The following is a 20,384-nucleotide window of genomic DNA, read 5'->3' as shown; positions in this document are numbered from 1 at the left end:
CGCCCCCCTGGCCCCCGTTATGCCCTGATTTGGGTAACTCCCGTCGGGTGTACGGGAATCACCGGGCCCAGTTTGCCTTGGCGGGGTGTGGGGGCGCAGCCCCCACGAGCACGAATCGGCTACAGCTCACAAACATCCACCCTTACTGCATATCTGCACGGGGGCCCGGGGGCGGAGCCCCCGATTCCTGACGCCAAGAGGAGGGGGACCGCCGAAGCCCCCCAGGAAAACCCCACCCCGCCCAGACAGCTGACGATCCGTCAGATAGAGGCTACCGTGGTGGACATGGAGACCTTCCCGAAGATCATCTCGGTGGACGACCACACGGTTGAGCCCCCCAACGTCTGGCGGGACCGGCTCCCGTCCAAGTACCAGGACATCGGCCCCCGGATCGTACGAGCGCCCCTGAAGGAAATGACCTTCCTCGGCGGCAAGTTCGCACCGGTGATGGGCGCACCCGGAGACGACGGGCCGATAGGCGACTGGTGGGTCTACGAGGACCTGCACCGCCCCCTCACGCGCCTCGACACGGCCGTCGGCTACTCCCGCGACGAGATCAAGCTCGAGGTCATCACGTACGAGCAGATGCGGCCGGGCTCGTTCTCCGTGCCCGAGCGCCTCGCGGACATGGACATCAACCACGTCCAGTCCGCCGTCTGCTTCCCGACCTTCCCGCGCTTTTGCGGACAGACCTTCACCGAGGCCAAGGACCACGAACTCGGCCTGCTCGGCGTGCGCGCGTACAACGACTGGATGGTCGAGGAGTGGTGCGGCCCCGACGCCGAGGGCCGCCTCATCCCGCTGACCCTGATCCCCCTGTGGGACGCGCGCCTCGCGGCCGAAGAGGTCCGCCGCAACGCCGCACGCGGGGTCCGGGCGGTCGCCTTCTCCGAGATACCCCCGCACCTCGGTCTGCCCTCGATCCACACGGACGAATGGGACCCGTTCCTCCAGGCGTGCGACGAGACGGGCACCGTCATCGCGATGCACATCGGCTCCTCCTCGAAGATGCCGTCGACCTCCGCGGACGCCCCGCCGGCCGTCGGCTCCACCATCACCTTCGCCAACTGCTGCTTCTCGATGGTCGACTGGCTGATGAGCGGCAAGTTCGAGCGCTTCCCCAACCTCAAGATCATGTACGCGGAGGGCCAGATCGGCTGGATCCCGTACATCCTGGAACGCGCCGACGTGGTCTGGGAGGAGAACCGCGCCTGGGGCGGCGTCGCCGACAAGGTGCACCGGCCGCCGTCGGAACTCTTCGCCGAGCATGTCTACGGCTGCTTCTTCGACGACGCGTTCGGCCTGAAGAACCTGGACGCGATCGGCGTGGACAACGTCCTGTACGAGACGGACTACCCGCACTCGGACTCGACCTGGCCCAAGTCCAAGGAGGTCGGCGAGGACCAGATGGGCCACCTGGCCCCTGACGTGGTCGACGCACTGGTGCGCGGCAACGCGATCAAGCTGCTCGGTCTTACGGAGGACGGGCTCTGGGGGCCGTCGGCGCCCAAGGCGTGAGTCGGGCCGCAAGGCGTGAGTGGGCGTCCAAGGCGTGGGTCGGCGCTCAAGGCGTGAGTGGGCGTTCAAGGCGTGGGTCGGCGCTCAAGGCGTGAGTGGGCGTCCAAGGCGTGAGTCGGCGCTCAAGGCGTAGGTCGACGCGGAGGTTCTCCCCGGTGGGTGCTGGGGAGAACCTCCGCATGACTCTCACTCCCGCCGAGGCCGAGAAGGTCCTCGCCGCCAACTTCGCTCCCTGGGTGCTCGATCTGGGCCTCACCGTCGTCGAGACCGGGGAGCTGCACGCGGTCTTGCGGCTGCCGTGGTCCGCGCGGCTCGCACGCGAAGGGGGCGGGCTGTCGGGGCAGGCGCTGATGGCCGCGGCCGACACTGCCACCGTGATCGCCGTGGCGGCGGCGCGCGACGGGTTCGTGCCGATGACCACAGTGCAACAGTCCACCAGCTTCCAGCGGGCCGTCCTCGACACCGATGTGCGCGTGGCGGCCCGGATCACCAAGCTCGGCCGCAGGATGGCCTTCGCCGACATCGCCATGACGGCGGTCGGCGCGACGGAGCCGGCAGCGCGGGCGAGCACGGTGTACGCGTTGCTGGGGTGAGCACGGTGTACGTGTTGCCGGGGTGAGCACGGTCTACGTGTTGTCGGGGGTGGCGCGCTCCGCTCCTGCCACGGCCCTTGTCTGATACACCGTCAGGTACCACGATGTCCCCGTACCTGGACGTGACGGTTCGTCAGATAAGGGGAGCCCGGCATGACGTACGAGCAGGGGCGGCTGGTGTACGGGATGCAGCTGCCCATCCAGTCGCAGAGCACCATCTTCGCCGAGGCCTGGGAGCCGGACGCGCGCGTCGAGGATCTCGTCGAGATCGCCCGCACCGCCGACCGCTCCGGATTCGCCTACATCGCCAACTGCGACCACGTCGCCATCCCGCGCCGCCTCGCCGGCGCGATGGGCACCACCTGGTACGACCCGGTCGCGACCCTCTCCTTCCTGGCCGGCGTGACCGAGCGCGTGCAGCTGCTCACCCATGTCGGCGTCGTCGGTCTGCGCCACCCGCTCGTCACGGCCAAGGCGTACGCGACCCTCGACCATCTCTCCGGCGGTCGCCTGGTCCTCGGGGTGGGCGCGGGCCACGTGGAGGAGGAATTCGACGCGATCGGCGTGGACTTCGCCGGCCGCGGCCGCGTACTGGACGAGACCGTCGACGCCCTGAAGGCCGCGCTCGGCCAGGAGGAGTTCCCCGAACACCACGGTGAGCGCTACCAGTTCAGCGGACTCGGACAGCGCCCGCGCCCGGCGCAGGAGCGGGTGCCGATCTGGGTGGGCGGATCCTCGCCGGCGGCGGTGCGCAGGGCCGCGACCAAGGGCGACGGCTGGCTGCCGCAGGGCGATCCGCGCACCGAACTCCCGGCTCAGATCGCCAAGTTGAAGCAGCTGCGGGAGGCGGCCGGGGTGGAGGAGCCGATCGTCATCGGCGCGATCGCCGAGCCGATGTACATCGGCGAGCCCGACTGGGACACCGGCAAGTGGACGCTCACCGGCAAGGCGGAGGCGCTCGCCGAGTCGCTCCGCGAGTTCAAGTCAATGGGCGTCCAGCAGATCCAGGTCCGCTTCCGCAACCGCAGCCGCACCGAACTGACCGATCAGATGGCGGCATTCGGAGCCGAAATCGCCCCTTTGCTCAACACCTGACCCACCCCGCCCCCCACCCACCCCGGACAGTCCCCGCCCACCCGGGGGCCGAAGCCCTTCTCAGGCTATCGCCCACCTCTGACAACCCGCCCCCATCCCCGCATTCCCCCCAATAGGGGGACCGTTTGTCTCGCCGGAATCGGGGTGAATCGGGCAGCTCGCTGAACAATTGGTCCCCCTATCCAACCCACCAAGGAGACCCCACCATGGGCAAGCTCGACGGACGTGTCGTACTCATCACCGGGGCCGCGCGCGGCCAGGGCGAGCAGGAGGCGCGGCTGTTCGCGGCCGAGGGCGCGCAGGTCGTGCTCGCCGACGTGCTCGACGAGCAGGGCGAGGCGGTCGCCAAGGAGATCGGTGACGGTGCGATATATGTGCACCTCGACGTGAGTCAGGAGGACCAGTGGCAGGCTGCCGTCGCGGCCGCCAAGGGAGCCTTCGGGAAGATCGACGGACTGATCAACAACGCCGGGATCCTGCGCTTCAACGCCATCGTCGACACTCCGCTCGAGGAGTTCATGACGGTCGTCCAGGTCAACCAGGTGGGCGCCTTCCTCGGGATCAAGACCGTCGCGCCGGTGATCGGGGAGGCGGGGGGCGGGACGATCGTGAACACCGCGTCCTACACCGGCCTGACCGGGATGGGCGCGGTCGGTACGTATGCCGCGACGAAGCACGCCATCGTCGGGCTCACCCGGGTTGCCGCCCTGGAGCTCGCCGGCATGAAGATCCGCGTCAACGCGGTCTGCCCGGGTTCGATCGACACCCCCATGGCCAACCCGTCCCAGCTCGACCCCGACGTCGACGCCGAGGAGATGAGCGCCGCCCTCGACGAGCTGTACGGGAAGCTCGTGCCCATGGGGCGGATCGGTAAGGCCAAGGAGGTGGCGGATCTCGCGCTGTTCCTGAGCGGGCCCGACTCCACGTACATCACCGGTCAGCCGTTCGTGATCGACGGGGGCTGGCTCGCGGGTGTGAGTGTGATCTGAGAGAGCGACCCGGCAGTGCGACCCGGCAGTGCGAACCGACAGTGCGGCCCGGCAGTACGACCCGACACTGCGGTCCGGCAGTACGACCCGACACTGCGCCCCCGCAGTACGAGCGTTCCTGACGGGCCGTCAGTATTGACGGCCCACTCAGGTGGTGGAACAGTTCGAAGCGTTCGATCTGACGGTGCGTCAGAAAGCGGGCCGCGTCGGAGAGCGCGACACGTCGGAAACGTGACACGTCAGAAAACGATGAGGGCCGACCGACACAGGACCGACCGACGAAGGACGGTGAACCTCCGTGGAATTCGGGATCTTCGTACAGGGCTACGTGCCCGACACCCGACGAGCCGTCGACCCGCAGGCCGAGCACCACGCCCTGATGGACGAGACCGAGTACGTCATCCAGGCGGACAAGTCCGGCTTCAAGTACGCCTGGGCCTCGGAGCACCACTTCCTCGAGCAGTACTCGCACCTCTCCGCCAACGAGGTCTTCCTCGGGTATCTCGCCCACGCCACCGAGCGCATCCATCTCGGCTCCGGCATCTTCAACCCGCTCGCGGCGGTCAACCACCCGGTGAAGGTCGCCGAGAAGGTGGCCATGCTGGATCACCTTTCCCGCGGGCGCTTCGAGTTCGGCACGGGGCGCGGGGCCGGCAGTCACGAGATCCTCGGCTTCCTGCCCGGCATCGACGACATGAACGCCACCAAGGAGATGTGGGAGGAGACCATCGCGGAGTTCCCCAAGATGTTCCTCCAGGAGGAGTACGAGGGGTTCCAGGGCAAGCACTGGTCGCTGCCGCCGCGCAAGGTCTTCCCCAAGCCGTACGGGAAGTCGCATCCGGCCATGTGGTACGCGGCCGGTTCGCCCACCTCGTACGCGATGGCGGCGAAGAAGGGGCTCGGGGTCCTGGGCTTCAGCGTGCAGCGCGTGCAGGACATGGAGTGGGTCCTCGAGCAGTACAAGGGCGCCATCACCGAGGCCGAGCCGGTCGGTGACTTCGTCAACGACAACGTGATGGTGACGACGACCGCGATCTGTGCCGAGACGCATGAGAAGGCGGTGCAGATCGCCATCAACGGCGGTCTGAACCGGCTGCAGTCGCTCGTCTTCTACTACCACGACACCTTCCCCAAGCCCGAAGGGCTGCCCGTCTGGCCGGAGATGCTGCCCGAGTTCAACGAGGAGATCGTCGAACTCCTCATCCAGGAGGAGCTGTTGGTCTGCGGTGATCCGGATGAAGTGCTCCGGCAGTGCAAGCGCTGGGAGCAGGCCGGTGCCGATCAGCTCAGCTTCGGCATTCCGGTCGGCGTGCCCAAGGAGGACGTGCTCACCACGCTCAAGCTCGTCGGCGAGCACGTCATCCCGAAGATCGACACCGATCCGGTGCACCGCACCACGAGGTTCCGGCAGGCGGCCTGAGGTCCGCCAGTAGTTCCGGCAGGCGGCCTGACACCTGCCGCAAGGCGAAGCTCCGGCAGGCGGCCTGAGACCTGCCGGCCGAGCGGGGTGGTGTGTCTTCCCGGACCGCACCGTCCCGTACGAACCCGGCCGGGTTCCCGCACGGTGGCGGCCACACCGGGCGGGCCCGGCCGGGACACAGTCACGATCCCGGCCACGCGCCAGACCCCACGTACGTATGGCAAGAACGCACCGCACCCGAAGGGAACCGTCATGCTCGACCACCTGATCAAGGGCGCGACCGTAGTCGACGGCACCGGCGCCCCCGCACGCGCGCTCGACGTGGGGATCCGGGACGGCCGGATCGCCGTGATCGCCGAGCCCGGGACGATCACCGAAGAGGCGCGGACCAGCGAGGACGCCACCGGCAAGATCCTCTCGCCCGGCTTCGTCGACCCGCACACCCACTACGACGCGCAGCTCTTCTGGGACCCGTACGCGACCCCGTCCCTCAACCACGGCGTCACCACGGTCGCCGGCGGCAACTGCGGCTTCACGCTCGCGCCGCTCAACCCCGCGCGCCCCGACGACGCGGACTACACCCGCCGGATGATGTCCAAGGTCGAGGGCATGTCCCTGGTCGCGCTCGAAGAGGGCGCCCCCTGGAACTGGTCCGGTTTCGGTGACTACTTGAACGCGCTCGACGGCCGCATAGCGGTCAACGCCGGTTTCATGGTGGGGCATTGCGCGATACGCCGGTACGTGATGGGCGAGGACGCGGTCGGCGGACAGCCCACCGAGGAGCAGATGCAGCAGATGCTCGACCTGCTGCACACCGCGATGGACGAGGGCGCCTGGGGCCTGTCCACCACGCAGTCCTCCACGCACTCCGACGGCAACGGGAAGCCGGTCGCCTCGCGGCACGCGAAGCGCGAGGAGCTGATCGCGCTGTCGCGGGCCGTCGGTGAGCACGAGGGCACCCAGCTCGAGGCGATCGTGGCGGGCTGTCTCGACCAGTTCAGCGATGAAGAGATCGATCTGTTCGTGGACATGACGGCGGCCGCGGGCCGGCCGCTCAACTGGAACGTCCTGACCATCGACGCCTCCGTCCCCGAGCGCGTCCCGCGCCAGCTGGTGCCCTCCGAGCGCGCCCGCAAGGCCGGCGGCCGGATCGTGGCGCTCACCATGCCGATCCTCGCGCCCATGAACATGTCGCTCGGCACCTTCTGCGCCCTCAACCTCATCCCCGGCTGGGGCGAGATCCTGGGCCTGCCGATCCCCGAGCGCATCGAGAAGCTGCGCGATCCGGACGTACGGGCCGAGATGCTGAAGCGGGCCGACTCCAAGGAGGCGGGCGTCTTCCGGCGGCTCGCCAACTTCGGGCGGTACGTCATCGGCGACACGTACTCCAAGGAGAACGAGGGCCTCACCGGCCGCATCGTCAACGACATCGCCGCCGAACGCGGCCAGGACGCCTTCCAGTGCCTGGTCGAGATCTGCGCCAACGACGAGATGCGTACGGTCCTCTGGCCGATGCCCACCGACAACGACCCGGACTCCTGGGAGCTGCGCAAGCAGGCCTGGGAGCACGAGGACATCATGCTCGGCGGCTCGGACGCCGGCGCACATCTGGACCGTATGTGCGGAGCCCCGTACACCACCCGTTTCATCGGTGACTGTCTGCGCGGCCGCAAGCTGACCAGCCTGGAGAAGGCGGTCAAGATGCTCACCGACGACCCGGCGCAGCTCTTCGGTCTGATCGACCGCGGCCGGATCCAGGAGGGCTACTTCGCGGATCTGGTCCTGTTCGACCCCGAGAAGATCGCCGCAGGGAAGGCCACTTTGGTCCACGACCTGCCCGGCGACAGCCCCCGCCTCGACTCCAAGGCCATCGGCATCAACGCCGTCTGGGTCAACGGTGTCGAGGCCATCCGTGAGGACGTGGTGACCGGGGCCGTTCCCGGCAAGGTGCTGCGTTCCGGCCAGGACACGAGGACGGTGTCGACCAAGTGAGCGATGCGCAGCGCCTGTTCATAGGCGGCGAGTGGGTGGAGCCCGAGGGCGGCCACTACGAAGTGATCAACCCGGCGACCGAGGAGGTCGTCGGGCTCGCCCCCGAGGCGTCACGGTCGCAGGTGTACGAGGCGGCCGCGAAGGCGCGTGAGGCCTTCGAGACGTGGTCGCGTACGTCGCCCGAGGAGCGGGCCGCCGTGCTGCAGAAGGCCGCGGACCACATCCAGGCGCATGCGGGGGAGTACGCCGAACTCGCCCGCGCCGAGACCGGTGCCACCACCGGGACCGCGCGCGGGATGCAGGTCGCCGTCGGTACGGCGCGCTTCAAGCGGTACGCGAAGGGAGCCCTCGAGCCGACCGAGCACGCGCTGCCGCCGCAGATCAACGAGGCGGGTCCGATGGGCAAGGCGGGCGCGTTCGGCGCGCTCGAAGTGCGCCAGCCCGTCGGCGTGGTCACCTGCATCACCTCGTACAACAATCCCTGGGCGAACCCGGCGGGCAAGGTGGCGCCGGCGCTCGCGATGGGCAACACGGTCGTCGTGAAGCCCGCTCCGCAGGATCCGCTGTCGGTCTACAAGATGGCCGAGGCGCTGGAGGCGGCGGGCGCTCCCGCGGGTGTCGTGAACGTCGTCTCGGGCACGGCGGTGGAGGTCGGGCAGGCGGCCGTGGACTCCCCGGACGTGGACATGGTCAGCTTCACCGGGTCCACGGGGGTCGGTCAGGCGATCGGCGAGGTCTGCGGCCGCACCATGAAGCGCCAGCTCATGGAGCTCGGCGGCAAGGGCGCCGCGATCGTGTTCGAGGACGCGGACCTGGACGCGGCGATGATGGGCATCGGCACCACGTACGCCTTCTACAGCGGGCAGATCTGCACGGCTCCGACCCGTGTGCTGGCCCATCGCTCGATCTACGAGCAGCTGCTCGAGAAGCTCACGCAGTACATCGGCTTCATGAAGGTCGGCGACCCGGCGGTGCAGGGCACGGTCGTGGGACCGGTGATCTCCGCCGCGCACCGCGACCGCGTGGAGTCCTTCATCGAGCTGGGCAGGAAGGAAGGCGCACGGGTCGTGGCGGGCGGTGAGCGGCCGGCCATGGACCGCGGCTTCTACGTGGCCCCGACGCTCTTCGCGGACTGCACCAACGACATGCGGATCGTGCGCGAGGAGATCTTCGGCCCTGTCGTCGTGGTCGTCCCCTTCGACGACGAGGAGGAGGCCGTCCGGCTCGCGAACGACAGCGACTACGGGCTTCTTTCGTACGTGTGGTCCGGCGACGTGGCCCGCGCCTTCCGCGTCGGCCGCCGGCTCAGGTCCGGTGGCGTCGGCATCAACACCATCGGCCGCAACATGGAGGCGCCGTTCGGCGGCTTCAAGCAGTCCGGTGTGGGCCGGGACTGCGGGTCGTACGCGCTGGCGGCGTACAGCGAGCTGCAGTCGGTGGTGTGGACGACCTAGCCGTACGACGGCTCGAGGAACAGACGGCACAGGAAAATTCTGAACCCGAACAAAACGGGCAGCCCTGCGGTTTCCGCACCCCGGAAACCCCCGGAATTCAGCCTTCCGCAAGCTTGTGACCTGCACTCCACGGGCCCGGGGGCATGGAAACCGCAGGGCTTAACGTCCTGGTCATGACCCAGGTGGATGCCCGGCCCCAGGCCGGAGACACGGCCGCCCCCTCGCAGGGCGGCGTACGAGGCAAGGGCCTCGGCGGTAACTCGGTCGGCCTGGTCGGCGGAGCCGTCATCGGCGTCTCGACCGTCGCGCCCGTCTACTGCCTGACGGCCACCCTCGGCCCGACCGTCGGCGAGGTCGGTGTGCAGATGCCCGCGATCTTCCTCGCCGGGTTCCTGCCGATGCTGCTCGTCGCGTTCGCCTACCGCGAGCTGAACCGCGCGGTCCCTGACTGCGGCACCTCGTTCACCTGGTCCGTGAAGGCCTTCGGGCCGCGCGTCGGCTGGATGTGCGGCTGGGGTCTGCTGATCGCCACGGTGGTGGTCCTGTCCAACCTGGCGGGCGTGGCCACCTCGTTCTTCTGGCTGCTCGCGGGCGAGGCGACGTCCAGCGCGGACGTGGCCGCCCTGGACGACAACAAGGCCGTCCACATCCTCACCACGCTGGTCTTCATCGCCCTGGCCACGGCCATCAGCTACCGCGGCATGACCGCCACGAAGTGGCTCCAGTACACCCTCGTCGGACTGCAGCTCGCCGTGATCGTGCTGTTCGCCGCGATGGCCGTCGCCAAGTCCGGTGAGATCGCGGGCTCCCTGGACTTCTCCTGGTCCTGGATGAACCCCTTCGCGGTCGACTCCTTCGCCGCCTTCACCGCGGGTCTGTCCCTGTCGATCTTCATCTACTGGGGCTGGGACGCCTGTCTGTCCATCAACGAGGAGTCCACCGGCAGCGCCCGCACCCCGGGCCGCGCCGCGATGCTCGCCATGGTCGTGATCGTCGCCTCGTATCTGCTCGTCGCCATCGCGACCCAGATGTACGCGGGCGTCGGCGACAAGGGCACGGGTCTCGGCAACCCGGACACCGCGGACAATGTCTTCGCCACCCTCGCCGAGCCGATCATGGGCTCGGGCCTGGGCATCCTGCTCTTCGTCGCGGTCCTCGCGTCGGCGGCCGCGAGCCTGCAGACCACGTTCATCCCGGTGGCCCGCACGGTCCTCGCGATGTCCACGTACGAGGCCCTGCCCGCCACGTTCGCGAAGGTCCACCCGCGCTTCCAGACCCCCGGCCGGGCCACGATCGCGGCCGGCGTGGCCACCGGTGTCTTCTACAGCGTGATGACGGTGCTCAGCGAGAACGTCCTGGTCGACACCATCTACGCGCTCGGCCTCATGATCTGCTTCTACTACTCGATCACGGCCTTCGCCTGCGTCTGGTTCTTCCGCCGCGACCTGCGCCGCTCGGTGCGCGACCTCCTGGTCAAGGGCATCCTGCCGGGCCTCGGCGCCCTGATGCTGACCGCCGTCTTCGCCCAGACCCTCTACGACATGTGGGACCCGGCCTACGGCAGCGGCTCCTCGGTCCTCGGCGTCGGCTCGGTGTTCGTCATCGGCGTGGGCCTGCTGCTCCTGGGCCTGGTCATCATGCTGGTCACGTCGTGGCGCAGCCCGGCGTTCTTCCGCGGCGAGGTGCTGACGAAGGAGACGCCGGCGCTGGTCGTCGAGGACTGACCGGGGCTGATCAAGACGGGTCGGGGCTGATCAGGACGGGTCGGGGCTGATCAGGTCCCGGCCGCGGCGCCCTGATCCGCAGCGGCTCTGAAGGTGCGCCGGTAGGCCGCCGGAGTCGTGGCCAGGGACCGGTGGAAGTGCTGGCGGAGGCTGTCCGCGCTGCCGAGGCCGCTGCGGTCGGCGACCGTGTCCACGCCGAGATCGGTGGTCTCCAGGAGTTCGCGGGCCCGGGCCAGACGCTGCTGGTTGAGCCACTTCAGGGGCGTGACGCCCAGGTCGGCCGCGAAGTGGCGGCCGAACGTCCGGGTGCTCATGCCCGCCCGCGAGGCCAGTTCGCCGATGGTCAGGGGCTGGTGGAGCCGGGCGAGCGCCCAGTCGAGGACCGGGCCGAGCCCCTGGGCGGAGGCCTGGGAGGCGGGGCGCGGCGGCGCGTACTGGGTCTGGTCGCCCTCGCGGTGCGGCGCGACCACCATCCGGCGGCTGACCTCCGCCGCCGCTGCCGTGCCGTAGTCGCCGCGCACGATGTGCAGACACAGGTCGATGGCGGCGGCCGTGCCCGCGCTGGTGAGGACCGCGCCGTCGTCCACGTACAGGGAACGGTCGTCGACCTGGACCGCGGGATGGCGGCGGCGCAGCTCCTCGGCGTACATCCAGTGCGTCGCGGCCCGGCGCCCGTCCAGCAGACCGGCCGCGGCGAGCACGAACGCGCCCGAGCAGAGCGAGGCGATCCGCGCACCGCGCCCGTGCGCCGCGCGCAGGGCGTCGAGCAGGGCGGCCGGGGGCTCGTAGCCGTCCATCATGCAGGCCGGGACCACGATCAGATCCGCCTCGCGCAGCGCTTCGAGACCGTGCTCGGCCGCCAGGCTCAGGCCGCCCGGCGCGTGCTGGAGGCCGCCGGGCGCGGTGCTGCACAGCGTCAGCTCGTACCCCTCGCCGGCGAAGACGGCGCACGGCACCGCCAGCTCGAACAGGGAGGTCTCCTCGAGCAGGGTCACGACCACGCGCAATGCCATGACGTCGAATCTACGCAACGCGATGGCGTAAATCTAGAGGAGCCTGACGTTTTCGCCAATGGTGCGGGGGAGCCATGGACCCGACCGTGGAGGCATGGCTTGGACATCACGCACCTCACTCGACGGACCGGGGCAGCGCCTCGCGGTCGCGGGGATCTCCGCGATCGGGGTGACCTTCGGTTTCGCCCGGTACGGATACGGGCTCTTCCTGCCCGAACTGCGCGCCGAGTTCGGACTCTCCGTCTCCCTGCTCGGCCTGATCGGCAGCGCCACGTACGTCGGCTATCTGGTCGCGCTCCTGACGGTCGGCGCCCTCGTCGGCCGGTTCGGACCGCGCCCGCTCGTCGTCGTCGGCGGGCTCTGCGCCACCGTGGGCATGGGCTGTGTGGCCCTCGCCCAGGGACCCGCACTCCTGATCACCGGCCTGGTCCTGGCGGGCACGAGCTCGGGCTGGGCCTGGGCGCCCTACTCGGACGCGGTCGACCGGATGGTGCCCGCCGGGCGGCGTGAGCACGTCATGGGCGCCATCTCCAGCGGCACCGCCTTCGCGGTCGTGCTCGCGGGCCCGCTGGCGCTGCTCGCCCACGGCACGGGCTGGCGGTTCGCCTGGCTGGCCTTCGCGCTCGCCGCCCTGGCCTCGACGGTCTACAACGCCCGGGTGCTGCCCGGGGGTTCGGCCGCACGGAAGCCTGGGCGCGGTGCCGGTCGTGTCACGTACCGGCGCAGCGCCCTGCCGCTGCTGCTCACCGCCGTCGTGTACGGCGTGGTCGGCGCCGTGTACTGGTCGTTCGCCGTCGAGTTGATCTCCGGCTCCGCGGACACCGGCTCGGCCACCGCGCCGCTGTTCTGGTCCCTGATGGGCGCGGTCGGTATGGCGGGCGCGCTGACGGGGCACGCCATCGCCCGCTTCGGTCTGCGCCGGGTGCACGCCGGGCTGTTCCTCGGGATCGCCGCCGCGGTCGCGCTGCTCGGCCTCGCGCCCGGCGCGCTGCCCGCGGTCGCGCTGTCGGCCCTGCTGTACGGCCCCTGCTTCATGGCCGGATCCGGACTGCTCGCCGTGTGGAGCTACCGCGTCTTCCCGGAGCGGCCCGCCGCCGGCTTCACCGTCACCGTGTTCTTCCTCGGACTCGGCACGATCGCCGGACCCGCGCTGCTCGGCGCCTTCGCCGAACTCCACGGTCTGCGCGCCGCGTTCCTGCTCACGGCGGCCGTCGCCCTGCTCGCCCCGGTGTGCGCACCCCGTACCCGAGTCGTACGCGACCGTCGGCCAAACGTGCGCAGCGCTGCCCAGCCGCCCGTGTGTCCCCGACGGTCGCCGTCGCACCCTGGACGATCGTGACCTCCTACCCCCGAGGCCGGGCCCCGATCACCCAGCCCGGTGCGACAGGAGGCGTCCATGTCCACGACCCTGGTGAAGGCCGCGCCCGCGCCGCTCGACCGGCACAGGCCCGCCTGGTCCTCCGCCGCCCACGCCGTCGGCTGGTACGCGGCGGCCCGGCTGACCGGACTGCTCGTGGCCGTCGTGGCGGCGGCCGCCACCGGCCGCAGTCCGCGGACCGTGCTCGGTGCCTCCTGGGACTCCCTGCACTACCTGTCGATCGCGGCGCACGGATACCGCACCTGGTACGTGACCGGGAGCGGGCTCACGTACAGCGATCTCGCCTTCTTTCCGCTCTATCCCGCGCTGATCCGGGCGGGCTCGGCGGTCCTTCCGCTCTCGCCCGTGGACACCGCGCTGCTGATCTCCGCGGTCGCGGGGTGCATGGCCGCATGGGGGATCCACGCGGTGGTCCGTATGGCCGCCGGGCCGCGGACGGCGACCGGGGTGGTGGTCCTGTGGGCGCTGCTGCCGCACGCGGTCGTCCTGAACACGGCCTACACCGAGGCGCTGTTCGTCGCGCTGTGCGCGTGGGCGCTGCACGCCCTGCTGCGGGAGCGGTATCTGCTCGCCGGCGGCCTCGCCGTCGCCGCGGGACTGACCCGGCCCAGCGGGCTCGCGGTGATCGCGGCGGTCATCACGGCGGCCGTGCTCGCCCGCCGCGACCGCCGCGCCTGGGCGGGCGCGCTGATCGCTCCGCTCGGCTGGCTCGCGCACGTGGCCTGGGCGGGGGTCCGCACCGGGCGGCCGCTCGGCTATCTGGACATCCAGTCGAAGTGGGGATCGCACTTCGACTTCGGCCACGGCACGCTGCGCTTCGCCGCCCATCTGCTGCTGACCCGTGAACAGCCGCTGTTCTACGGGGCGATGCTCATGGTGGCGGCGGCGGTCGTGGCGTTCTTCCTGCTCGTACGAGGAGCGCGCAGGCAGCCGGGAAGCGTGCCGCTTGTGCTGCTCGTGTACACGGCGGTCCTGCTGGCCCTGGCCGTCGGACAGACCGGCAACTGGGGCTGCAAGGCCCGCATGCTGCTGCCCGCCTTCCCCCTGCTGCTGCCCGCGGCGGCCGTGCTGTGCCGCGCCCGGCGGACGGCCGCGTACGCCACGGTGACGGTGCTCGCCGTCGTGTCCGTGACGTACGGGGCCTATCTCGTGGTGTTCGCCGGGAAACCGCTCTGAGGGTCCGGGGCTCGGGAAGGTTCCCGGCGACCACCGGGGAGTCCCGCTCCTAGCGCCCGAGGAAGATCGGGTTGGTGAACGCGGCCAGTGGGCCCGGCAGTTGCGGCACCTGGGGTGCGCGGCGCACTTCGGCCCGTACATACGAGGCGTACGAAGCCGTGGTCCGCCACTCCGCCGTCAGCGTGCCCGACTCGGGAACCGTCGCGCTCGTGAACAGCGTGCCCTGGTCCGTCACGAAGCGCAGGGTGCAGCCCGGAACGCCCTTCGCCTCCAGGCGGACGGTGACCGGGTCGTCGCGGTCCACGGCCAGTCGCTCGCCGATGCCGGCGTGCTTGCCGCGGCCGCCCGCGGCGGAGAAGTCCAGGGACACCGCGGCCGATTCGGCGATATAGCTGCGGCCCGCCTTGATGCCCGCCAGGATCGCCTCGCGGGTCAGATCGTCGGCGAGCACGACCGTCTGGGGTGTGCCGATGCGGTCGTTGGGGGTGTGGGCGTCGCTGCTGCCCATCGCCGGGGTCCAGGTGCCGCGGTTCGCCTGCAGGGTGTTGTCCCAGGACTGCAGGGACACCTCGTCGTCGGGGGTGAACGGGCCGTTCCACACCTCCACGGCGTCCGCCTCGCCGAAGCCGAACTTCCAGTTGCAGCCGATGCACGTGGCATGCGGATGGGCCGGCACGACCAGGCCGCCCGCACGCCGGACCTCACGCGCGTAGTGGCCGAAGCGGTTGTCGCGGGCGCGGTAGCGCCAGTCCACGAACGTGCCCGGATCCATGCCGAGCGCAACGATGTGGCCGTTGCGGGTGGTGATCTCCTCACCGGTGAGGATCAGGAGGTCGTCGCCGGCCTCCGGGGCCCAATGGGCATGCGCCGCATGGGTGTTGTGCTCCGATGAGTTGATGAAGTCGAGGCCCGCCGCGCGGGCGGCCGCGGCGATCTCGGCAAGCGTGCGCTTCCCGTCCGAGTACCAGGAGTGCATATGGCAGTCGCCCCGGTACCAGGCACGGCCCCGCCCCTTCGCGCGCTCCGGCGGATAGGTGGGCTTCGGAGTCGGCGCCTGCTCCCCGTACTTGAGCGTGATCGTCACCTCGTACGGGAGTCCCTGCGGCGCGACCGTGTACGGACCCAGCGCGATGTTCCACGTGCCGGGGCGGATGCGTCCGGGGATGTAGCCGGGTGTCGCCTCGTCGGAACGGATGAAGAACTCGGTGCGCGCACCGCCCGACCAGCCGCGGAAACCGCGGCCGCCGAGCTCGGTGCCGCGCTCGTCGAAGATGCCGATGTCGAGTGCGTTGCCCGCCGTGCCGGCGGGGACAGGCAGCTTCTCGTAGGTGTACGCGACGTGGATCTCGCGCACCCCGCCCGGCACCTGGACGGGCAGATAGACGAAGTCGGGGGACCCGGTGGGCAGCGTGCCGCGCACCACCTCGGTCTCCTCGCCGGGCCTGTCGGGGTCGCGCTCCTCGGCGCTCGCGAAGGTCACGGTGCCCAACGTAAGCGCGGTCGCGGTGCCCGTCACCAGCAACGCGCGTCTGCCCATGAGGTGTTCATTGCCGCGACCGGACGCGTGCTCCGTGCAGTGCCCGCTGTCGTGTTCCGTGCACATGCCGTCGGCTCCTTCGGCTCGGAGGATCTCGGAGGGTGTCGGATGTGATGCGTGGTCCTGGAGCAACCCTCGTATTGAGCCGTGAACCGCGGGGCAAGGGAAGGGGGCCGGATGATTGCGGGCCGGCGCCCCCTGGCACACGGGCGGGCCGGCCGCCCTCGGACGGCCGGCCCCACCCTGTGCCCGGTCAGGCGCGGAAGCGCTGGCCGATCTCCCTGGTCTCCTCGCCGGAGCCGCACTCACCGCCCCACGTGGCGGTGCTGATCCTGGCCTTGTAGGGGAAGCTCGCGTAGGAGCCGGCGTCCGCCGCGGATCCGGTGCTGTAGTGCAGACAGCCCTTGACCGTCGCGTACCAGCCGTCGCCGTACGAGATGATCCCCTTGTAGCGGATGTGGTCGGCGCCGGTCTGCGCCCGGCCGTTGTTGAACAGCGACTTGACCTTGTAGCCGGTGGCGGTCCAACTTCCTTCCGTCTTGCGGACGATGGATCCGCTCAGCCCGGTCCCGTCGTACGCGCAGACATACCCGGACGGGCAGCCCTTGACGGTGCTGTTACCGGCCTGGGCCGTGCCCGGAACCGCCACGAGCGCCGCGGCCGCGGCGGTGGTGGCCGCGGCGGCCGTCCAGGCGCGCAGGTGCTTGGCCATGATGTCCCCCGTTTTCCCCTGAAGTCGGGTCATGCCCGCCAACAGGTCGCTTGCGTTGTTCGACCGGTTTCACGCTAGGGGGAGCCCGGGGCGGAACGGTACTCGTAACTCCTAGGCCCCCGAAGGGAACCGGATCTCTATGGACTTGCCAGGGCTCACCGGTTAGGAAGCCCCATGCGTATCTCAGCGACCTTGTACCTGACGGACGAGACCATCAGCCCCGTACGTCTCGCGCGGGAGCTGGAGGAACGGGGCTTCTCGGGGCTGTATCTGCCCGAGCACACGCATATCCCCGTCTCGCGGGAATCGCCCTATCCCGGCGGCGAGATGCCACCCGAGTGTGCCCGGATGCTGAACCCTTTCGTGGCGCTCGCGCAGGCCGCCGCCGTCACGTCCCGTATCGGGCTCGGCACGAACATCACGCTCGTCGCCCAGCACGATCCGGTCGACCTCGCCAAACAGACCGCCACCCTGGACCATCTGAGCGCGGGCCGTCTCACGCTCGGCATCGGTTATGGCTGGAACCGTGAGGAGGCCGCGGACCACGGGGTCCACTGGCCGACGCGACGCGCTCTCGTACGGGACCGGATGGCGCTGATGCGGGCGCTGTGGAGCGAGGAACCGACCGCGTACGAGGGTGAGTTCGGGCGCGTACAGGCGAGCGAGGTGCATCCGAAACCGGTGCGCGCACCCCGTCCGCGCAAGGACGGGCCGCCGCTGACCGGGCCGCGGACGCTGATCGGGGGTGCGCCGGGTCCCCGTCTCTTCGGCGAGATCGCGGACTTCGCGGACGGGTGGATGCCGGTCGGGGGCAGCGGTCTCGGCGCCCGGCTGGGGGAACTGCGGGGTGTCTGGGCGGAGGCGGGGCGGACGCCCGAGGAGCTGTATGTGGCGGTCACCGCGGTCGTGCCCGAGGCCGGAAAGCTGGAGCACTATGCCGCGTTGGGGGTGGACGAGGTGATCCTGCAGCTGCCGGCGCGCGGGGAGGCCGAGGTCCTGAAGGCGCTCGACGGCTTCGGGCGGTACCTGTGAAGAGGCGGGGTTCCCGCGGAGAGGAAGCGGACTGTGATCAACGGCTCTCGACCCGTTGTCGGCGTACGCTCGTATGCTCGAACCATGACTGATCAGCAGCCGGCAGACGAGTCCGCAGGCCCCACGGCGAATGCGATGCGCCGCGCGCTCAGGCGTGCGCGCGACGGTGTGGCGCTCGACGTCACCGAGGCGGCCGTGCTGTTGCAGGCGCGCGGCGAGGATCTGGCCGATCTCACGGCCTCCGCCGCGCGGGTGCGGGACGCGGGGCTCGAGGCCGCGGGACGGCCCGGGGTCATCACGTACTCGAAGAGCGTGTTCATCCCGCTCACCCGCCTGTGCCGGGACAAATGCCACTACTGCACCTTCGTGACCGTGCCCGGCAAGCTGCGCCGGGACGGCCACGGGATGTTCATGTCCCCGGACGAAGTCCTGGACGTCGCCCGGCGCGGGGCCGAACTGGGCTGCAAGGAAGCCCTGATCACCCTCGGCGACAAGCCGGAGGACCGCTGGCCCGAGGCGCGCGAATGGCTCGACGCGCACGGCTATGACGACACCATCGCGTACGTACGGGCCATCTCGATCCGGATCCTGGAGGAGACGGGTCTGCTGCCGCACCTCAACCCCGGGGTCATGACCTGGACCGACTTCCAGCGGCTCAAGCCGGTCGCGCCCTCCATGGGCATGATGCTGGAGACGACCGCGACCCGGCTGTGGTCCGAGCCGGGGATGCCGCACTACGGGTCGCCCGACAAGGAACCGGCCGTACGGCTGCGGGTGTTGGAGGACGCGGGCAGGTCCTCGGTGCCGTTCACCAGCGGGCTGCTCATCGGGATCGGGGAGACGTACGAGGAGCGCGCGGAGTCGCTGTTCGCGCTGCGGCGCGTGGCGAGGGCGTACCACGGCATCCAGGAGCTGATCATCCAGAACTTCCGCGCCAAGCCGGACACGGCGATGCGCGGGATGCCGGACGCGGAGCTGGACGAGCTGGTCGCGACCGTCGCCGTCGCACGCCACATCATGGGCCCCTCGGGCAATCTGCAGGCGCCGCCGAATCTGATCGCGGGGGAGTACGAGCGGCTGATCGGCGCGGGCATCGACGACTGGGGCGGGGTCTCGCCGGTCACGATCGACCATGTGAACCCGGAGAAGCCCTGGCCGCAGCTGGACGAGCTGACGGCGCGCTCGGCCGAGGCGGGCTTCGAGCTGCGTGAACGCCTGTGTGTGTACCCGGAGTTCGTGACCCGGGGCGAGCCGTGGCTGGACCCGAGGGTGCTTCCGCACGTACGGGCGCTGAGCGACCCGGCGACCGGGCTCGCGGTGCCGGACGCGCCGGTCGTGGGCCTGCCCTGGCAGGAGCCCGACGAGGGGTTCACCTCGGCGGGGCGCACCGATCTGCACACCACGATCGACACCGAGGGCCGCACCGGCGACCGGCGCGAGGACTTCGACGAGGTGTACGGCGACTGGGAGGCGCTCAGGGAGGCGGCGGCGCCCGGGATGGTGCCGTCCCGTATCGACGGGGATGTGCGGGCGGCGCTCGCGGTCGCCGCCGACGACCCGACGCGCCTGACGGACTCCGAGGCGCTGGTGCTGCTGCACGCGGACGGCCCCGCGCTCGACGCGCTCACCCGGATCGCGGACGACGTCCGCAAGTCGGTGGTCGGCGAGGACGTCACGTACATCGTCACGCGCAACATCAACTTCACCAATGTCTGCTACACCGGCTGCCGCTTCTGCGCCTTCGCCCAGCGCCGCACGGACGCCGACGCGTACACGCTCTCCCTGGACCAGGTCGCCGACCGCGCGGCCCAGGCCTGGGACGTGGGCGCGGTCGAGGTCTGCATGCAGGGCGGGATCCACCCGGACCTGCCGGGCACGGCCTACTTCGACATCGCGCGCGCCGTGAAGAAGCGCGTGCCGGGGATGCACGTCCACGCCTTCTCGCCGATGGAGGTCGTCAACGGCGCGACCCGCACCGGGCTTTCGATACGGGAGTGGCTGACCGCGGCCCGCGAAGCCGGTCTCGACTCCATCCCGGGCACGGCAGCCGAGATCCTCGACGACGAGGTCCGCTGGGTCCTCACCAAGGGCAAGCTGCCCGCGGCCACCTGGATCGAGGTCATCAAGACCGCCCATGAGCTGGGCATCCGCTCCTCGTCCACGATGATGTACGGGCATGTGGACCAGCCCCGTCACTGGCTGGGGCACCTGCGCACACTCGCCTCCATCCAGCAGGAGACCGGCGGTTTCACGGAGTTCGTCACCCTGCCGTTCATCCACACCAACGCGCCGGTGTACCTGGCGGGCATCGCACGCCCGGGCCCGACGGACCGCGACAACCGCGCCGTGACGGCGATGGCCCGGCTGCTCCTGCACCCGCACATCCCCAACATCCAGACCAGCTGGGTCAAGCTCGGCACCGAGGGCGCGGCGGAGATGCTGCGCTCGGGGGCCAACGACCTGGGCGGCACGCTGATGGAGGAGACCATCTCGCGCATGGCCGGCTCCTCCTACGGCTCGTACCGCTCGGTCAAGGACCTGATCGCCATCGCCTCCGAGGCGGGCCGCCCGGCCCGTCCCCGTACGACGCTGTACGGGGAGGTGCCGGAGGAGCGGGTGAGGGCGGCGGAGGCTTCGGATGGGCATCTGCCGGAGTTGTTGCCGGTGTTGGAGGGGTGAGGGCTTGTCGGAGGGGTGAGGGGTGTTGAGGGCTGAGGGCTGTGGGCTGAGGGTTTGAGGGCTGTGGGCTGA

Annotated in this window: 15 protein-coding genes; 12 read left to right on the top strand and 3 right to left on the bottom strand. The window is 70.3% G+C overall.

The genetic code is table 11. The features are described 5' to 3' along the window. Nucleotides 1–285: 285 nt before the first annotated feature. From ABT367_RS19320 to ABT367_RS19285, 8 genes are all read left to right on the top strand, one after another. Nucleotides 286–1,518, top strand: coding sequence for an amidohydrolase family protein (locus tag ABT367_RS19320; RefSeq protein WP_352254299.1), 1,233 nt, complete (start codon nucleotides 286–288; stop codon nucleotides 1,516–1,518). A gap of 179 nt (nucleotides 1,519–1,697) precedes the next feature. Further along, nucleotides 1,698–2,111 (top strand): PaaI family thioesterase, encoded by a 414-nt coding sequence (locus ABT367_RS19315; protein WP_352254298.1) that lies wholly within the window; start codon nucleotides 1,698–1,700, stop codon nucleotides 2,109–2,111. A 153-nt stretch (nucleotides 2,112–2,264) separates the two neighbouring features. Next, on the top strand, nucleotides 2,265–3,206 hold the full coding sequence (locus ABT367_RS19310) for an LLM class F420-dependent oxidoreductase (protein ID WP_352254297.1): 942 nt from the start codon (nucleotides 2,265–2,267) through the stop codon (nucleotides 3,204–3,206). A 206-nt stretch (nucleotides 3,207–3,412) separates the two neighbouring features. Next, nucleotides 3,413–4,195 carry an SDR family NAD(P)-dependent oxidoreductase gene (locus tag ABT367_RS19305; RefSeq protein ID WP_352254296.1) on the top strand — a complete coding sequence of 261 codons (783 nt, stop codon included), beginning with the start codon at nucleotides 3,413–3,415 and terminating at the stop codon, nucleotides 4,193–4,195. A 298-nt stretch (nucleotides 4,196–4,493) separates the two neighbouring features. Then, entirely contained in the window at nucleotides 4,494–5,615 is a 1,122-nt protein-coding gene (locus tag ABT367_RS19300) for an LLM class flavin-dependent oxidoreductase (RefSeq protein ID WP_199550917.1), read from the top strand. Between the two features lie 252 nt (nucleotides 5,616–5,867). Continuing rightward, nucleotides 5,868–7,607 (top strand): N-acyl-D-amino-acid deacylase family protein, encoded by a 1,740-nt coding sequence (locus tag ABT367_RS19295; protein WP_352254295.1) that lies wholly within the window; start codon nucleotides 5,868–5,870, stop codon nucleotides 7,605–7,607. Beyond that, nucleotides 7,604–9,061, top strand: a complete 1,458-nt coding sequence (locus tag ABT367_RS19290) for an aldehyde dehydrogenase family protein (protein ID WP_352254294.1) — start codon at nucleotides 7,604–7,606, stop codon at nucleotides 9,059–9,061. The genes ABT367_RS19295 and ABT367_RS19290 overlap by 4 nt, the downstream gene beginning before the upstream one ends. A gap of 173 nt (nucleotides 9,062–9,234) precedes the next feature. Next, nucleotides 9,235–10,785: an APC family permease gene (locus ABT367_RS19285; protein ID WP_352254293.1), complete on the top strand. Its 1,551-nt coding sequence runs from the start codon at nucleotides 9,235–9,237 to the stop codon at nucleotides 10,783–10,785. A gap of 50 nt (nucleotides 10,786–10,835) precedes the next feature. On the opposite strand, the gene ABT367_RS19280 is transcribed toward ABT367_RS19285, so the two are convergent. Beyond that, entirely contained in the window at nucleotides 10,836–11,786 is a 951-nt protein-coding gene (locus ABT367_RS19280; protein WP_434975494.1) for a helix-turn-helix domain-containing protein, read from the bottom strand. A gap of 106 nt (nucleotides 11,787–11,892) precedes the next feature. Between ABT367_RS19280 and ABT367_RS19275 the strand changes: the two genes are divergently transcribed. After that, entirely contained in the window at nucleotides 11,893–13,137 is a 1,245-nt protein-coding gene (locus ABT367_RS19275) for an MFS transporter (RefSeq protein WP_352254291.1), read from the top strand. A 57-nt stretch (nucleotides 13,138–13,194) separates the two neighbouring features. Beyond that, the gene (locus ABT367_RS19270) at nucleotides 13,195–14,352 is read left to right on the top strand and encodes a hypothetical protein (RefSeq protein WP_352254290.1); all 1,158 of its coding nucleotides are present in this window, start codon (nucleotides 13,195–13,197) and stop codon (nucleotides 14,350–14,352) included. Between the two features lie 49 nt (nucleotides 14,353–14,401). On the opposite strand, the gene ABT367_RS19265 is transcribed toward ABT367_RS19270, so the two are convergent. Together ABT367_RS19265 and ABT367_RS19260 are read right to left on the bottom strand one after the other, a co-directional pair. Beyond that, nucleotides 14,402–15,955: a CehA/McbA family metallohydrolase gene (locus ABT367_RS19265; protein ID WP_434975493.1), complete on the bottom strand. Its 1,554-nt coding sequence runs from the start codon at nucleotides 15,953–15,955 to the stop codon at nucleotides 14,402–14,404. 187 nt (nucleotides 15,956–16,142) lie between these two features. After that, on the bottom strand, nucleotides 16,143–16,601 hold the full coding sequence (locus tag ABT367_RS19260) for a peptidase inhibitor family I36 protein (RefSeq protein WP_352254289.1): 459 nt from the start codon (nucleotides 16,599–16,601) through the stop codon (nucleotides 16,143–16,145). Between the two features lie 174 nt (nucleotides 16,602–16,775). On the opposite strand from ABT367_RS19260, the gene ABT367_RS19255 reads away from it, so the two are divergent. After that, entirely contained in the window at nucleotides 16,776–17,633 is an 858-nt protein-coding gene (locus ABT367_RS19255) for an LLM class F420-dependent oxidoreductase (RefSeq protein ID WP_352254288.1), read from the top strand. A gap of 84 nt (nucleotides 17,634–17,717) precedes the next feature. Continuing rightward, nucleotides 17,718–20,312: a bifunctional FO biosynthesis protein CofGH gene (locus ABT367_RS19250; RefSeq protein ID WP_352254287.1), complete on the top strand. Its 2,595-nt coding sequence runs from the start codon at nucleotides 17,718–17,720 to the stop codon at nucleotides 20,310–20,312. Nucleotides 20,313–20,384: the final 72 nt, after the last annotated feature.

Source organism: Streptomyces mesophilus (genome assembly GCF_040300965.1).
In the GTDB taxonomy this organism is placed as follows: domain Bacteria; phylum Actinomycetota; class Actinomycetes; order Streptomycetales; family Streptomycetaceae; genus Streptomyces; species Streptomyces mesophilus_A.
The sequence above is the reverse complement of the archived record's forward strand: the minus strand, read 5'-3'. Positions and strand labels throughout refer to the sequence as shown.

Excerpts from the sequence above, each read along its gene's own strand:
- ABT367_RS19285 (WP_352254293.1), top strand. The coding sequence starts at position 9,235 with ATGACCCAGGTGGATGCCCGGCCCCAGGCCGGAGACACGGCCGCCCCC.
- ABT367_RS19310 (WP_352254297.1), top strand. The coding sequence starts at position 2,265 with ATGACGTACGAGCAGGGGCGGCTGGTGTACGGGATGCAGCTGCCCATC.
- ABT367_RS19315 (WP_352254298.1), top strand. The coding sequence starts at position 1,698 with ATGACTCTCACTCCCGCCGAGGCCGAGAAGGTCCTCGCCGCCAACTTC.
- ABT367_RS19255 (WP_352254288.1), top strand. The coding sequence starts at position 16,776 with ATGCGTATCTCAGCGACCTTGTACCTGACGGACGAGACCATCAGCCCC.
- ABT367_RS19260 (WP_352254289.1), bottom strand. The coding sequence starts at position 16,601 with ATGGCCAAGCACCTGCGCGCCTGGACGGCCGCCGCGGCCACCACCGCC.
- ABT367_RS19295 (WP_352254295.1), top strand. The coding sequence starts at position 5,868 with ATGCTCGACCACCTGATCAAGGGCGCGACCGTAGTCGACGGCACCGGC.
- ABT367_RS19275 (WP_352254291.1), top strand. The coding sequence starts at position 11,893 with ATGGCTTGGACATCACGCACCTCACTCGACGGACCGGGGCAGCGCCTC.
- ABT367_RS19250 (WP_352254287.1), top strand. The coding sequence starts at position 17,718 with ATGACTGATCAGCAGCCGGCAGACGAGTCCGCAGGCCCCACGGCGAAT.
- ABT367_RS19320 (WP_352254299.1), top strand. The coding sequence starts at position 286 with ATGGAGACCTTCCCGAAGATCATCTCGGTGGACGACCACACGGTTGAG.
- ABT367_RS19270 (WP_352254290.1), top strand. The coding sequence starts at position 13,195 with ATGTCCACGACCCTGGTGAAGGCCGCGCCCGCGCCGCTCGACCGGCAC.
- ABT367_RS19265 (WP_434975493.1), bottom strand. The coding sequence starts at position 15,955 with ATGTGCACGGAACACGACAGCGGGCACTGCACGGAGCACGCGTCCGGT.
- ABT367_RS19305 (WP_352254296.1), top strand. The coding sequence starts at position 3,413 with ATGGGCAAGCTCGACGGACGTGTCGTACTCATCACCGGGGCCGCGCGC.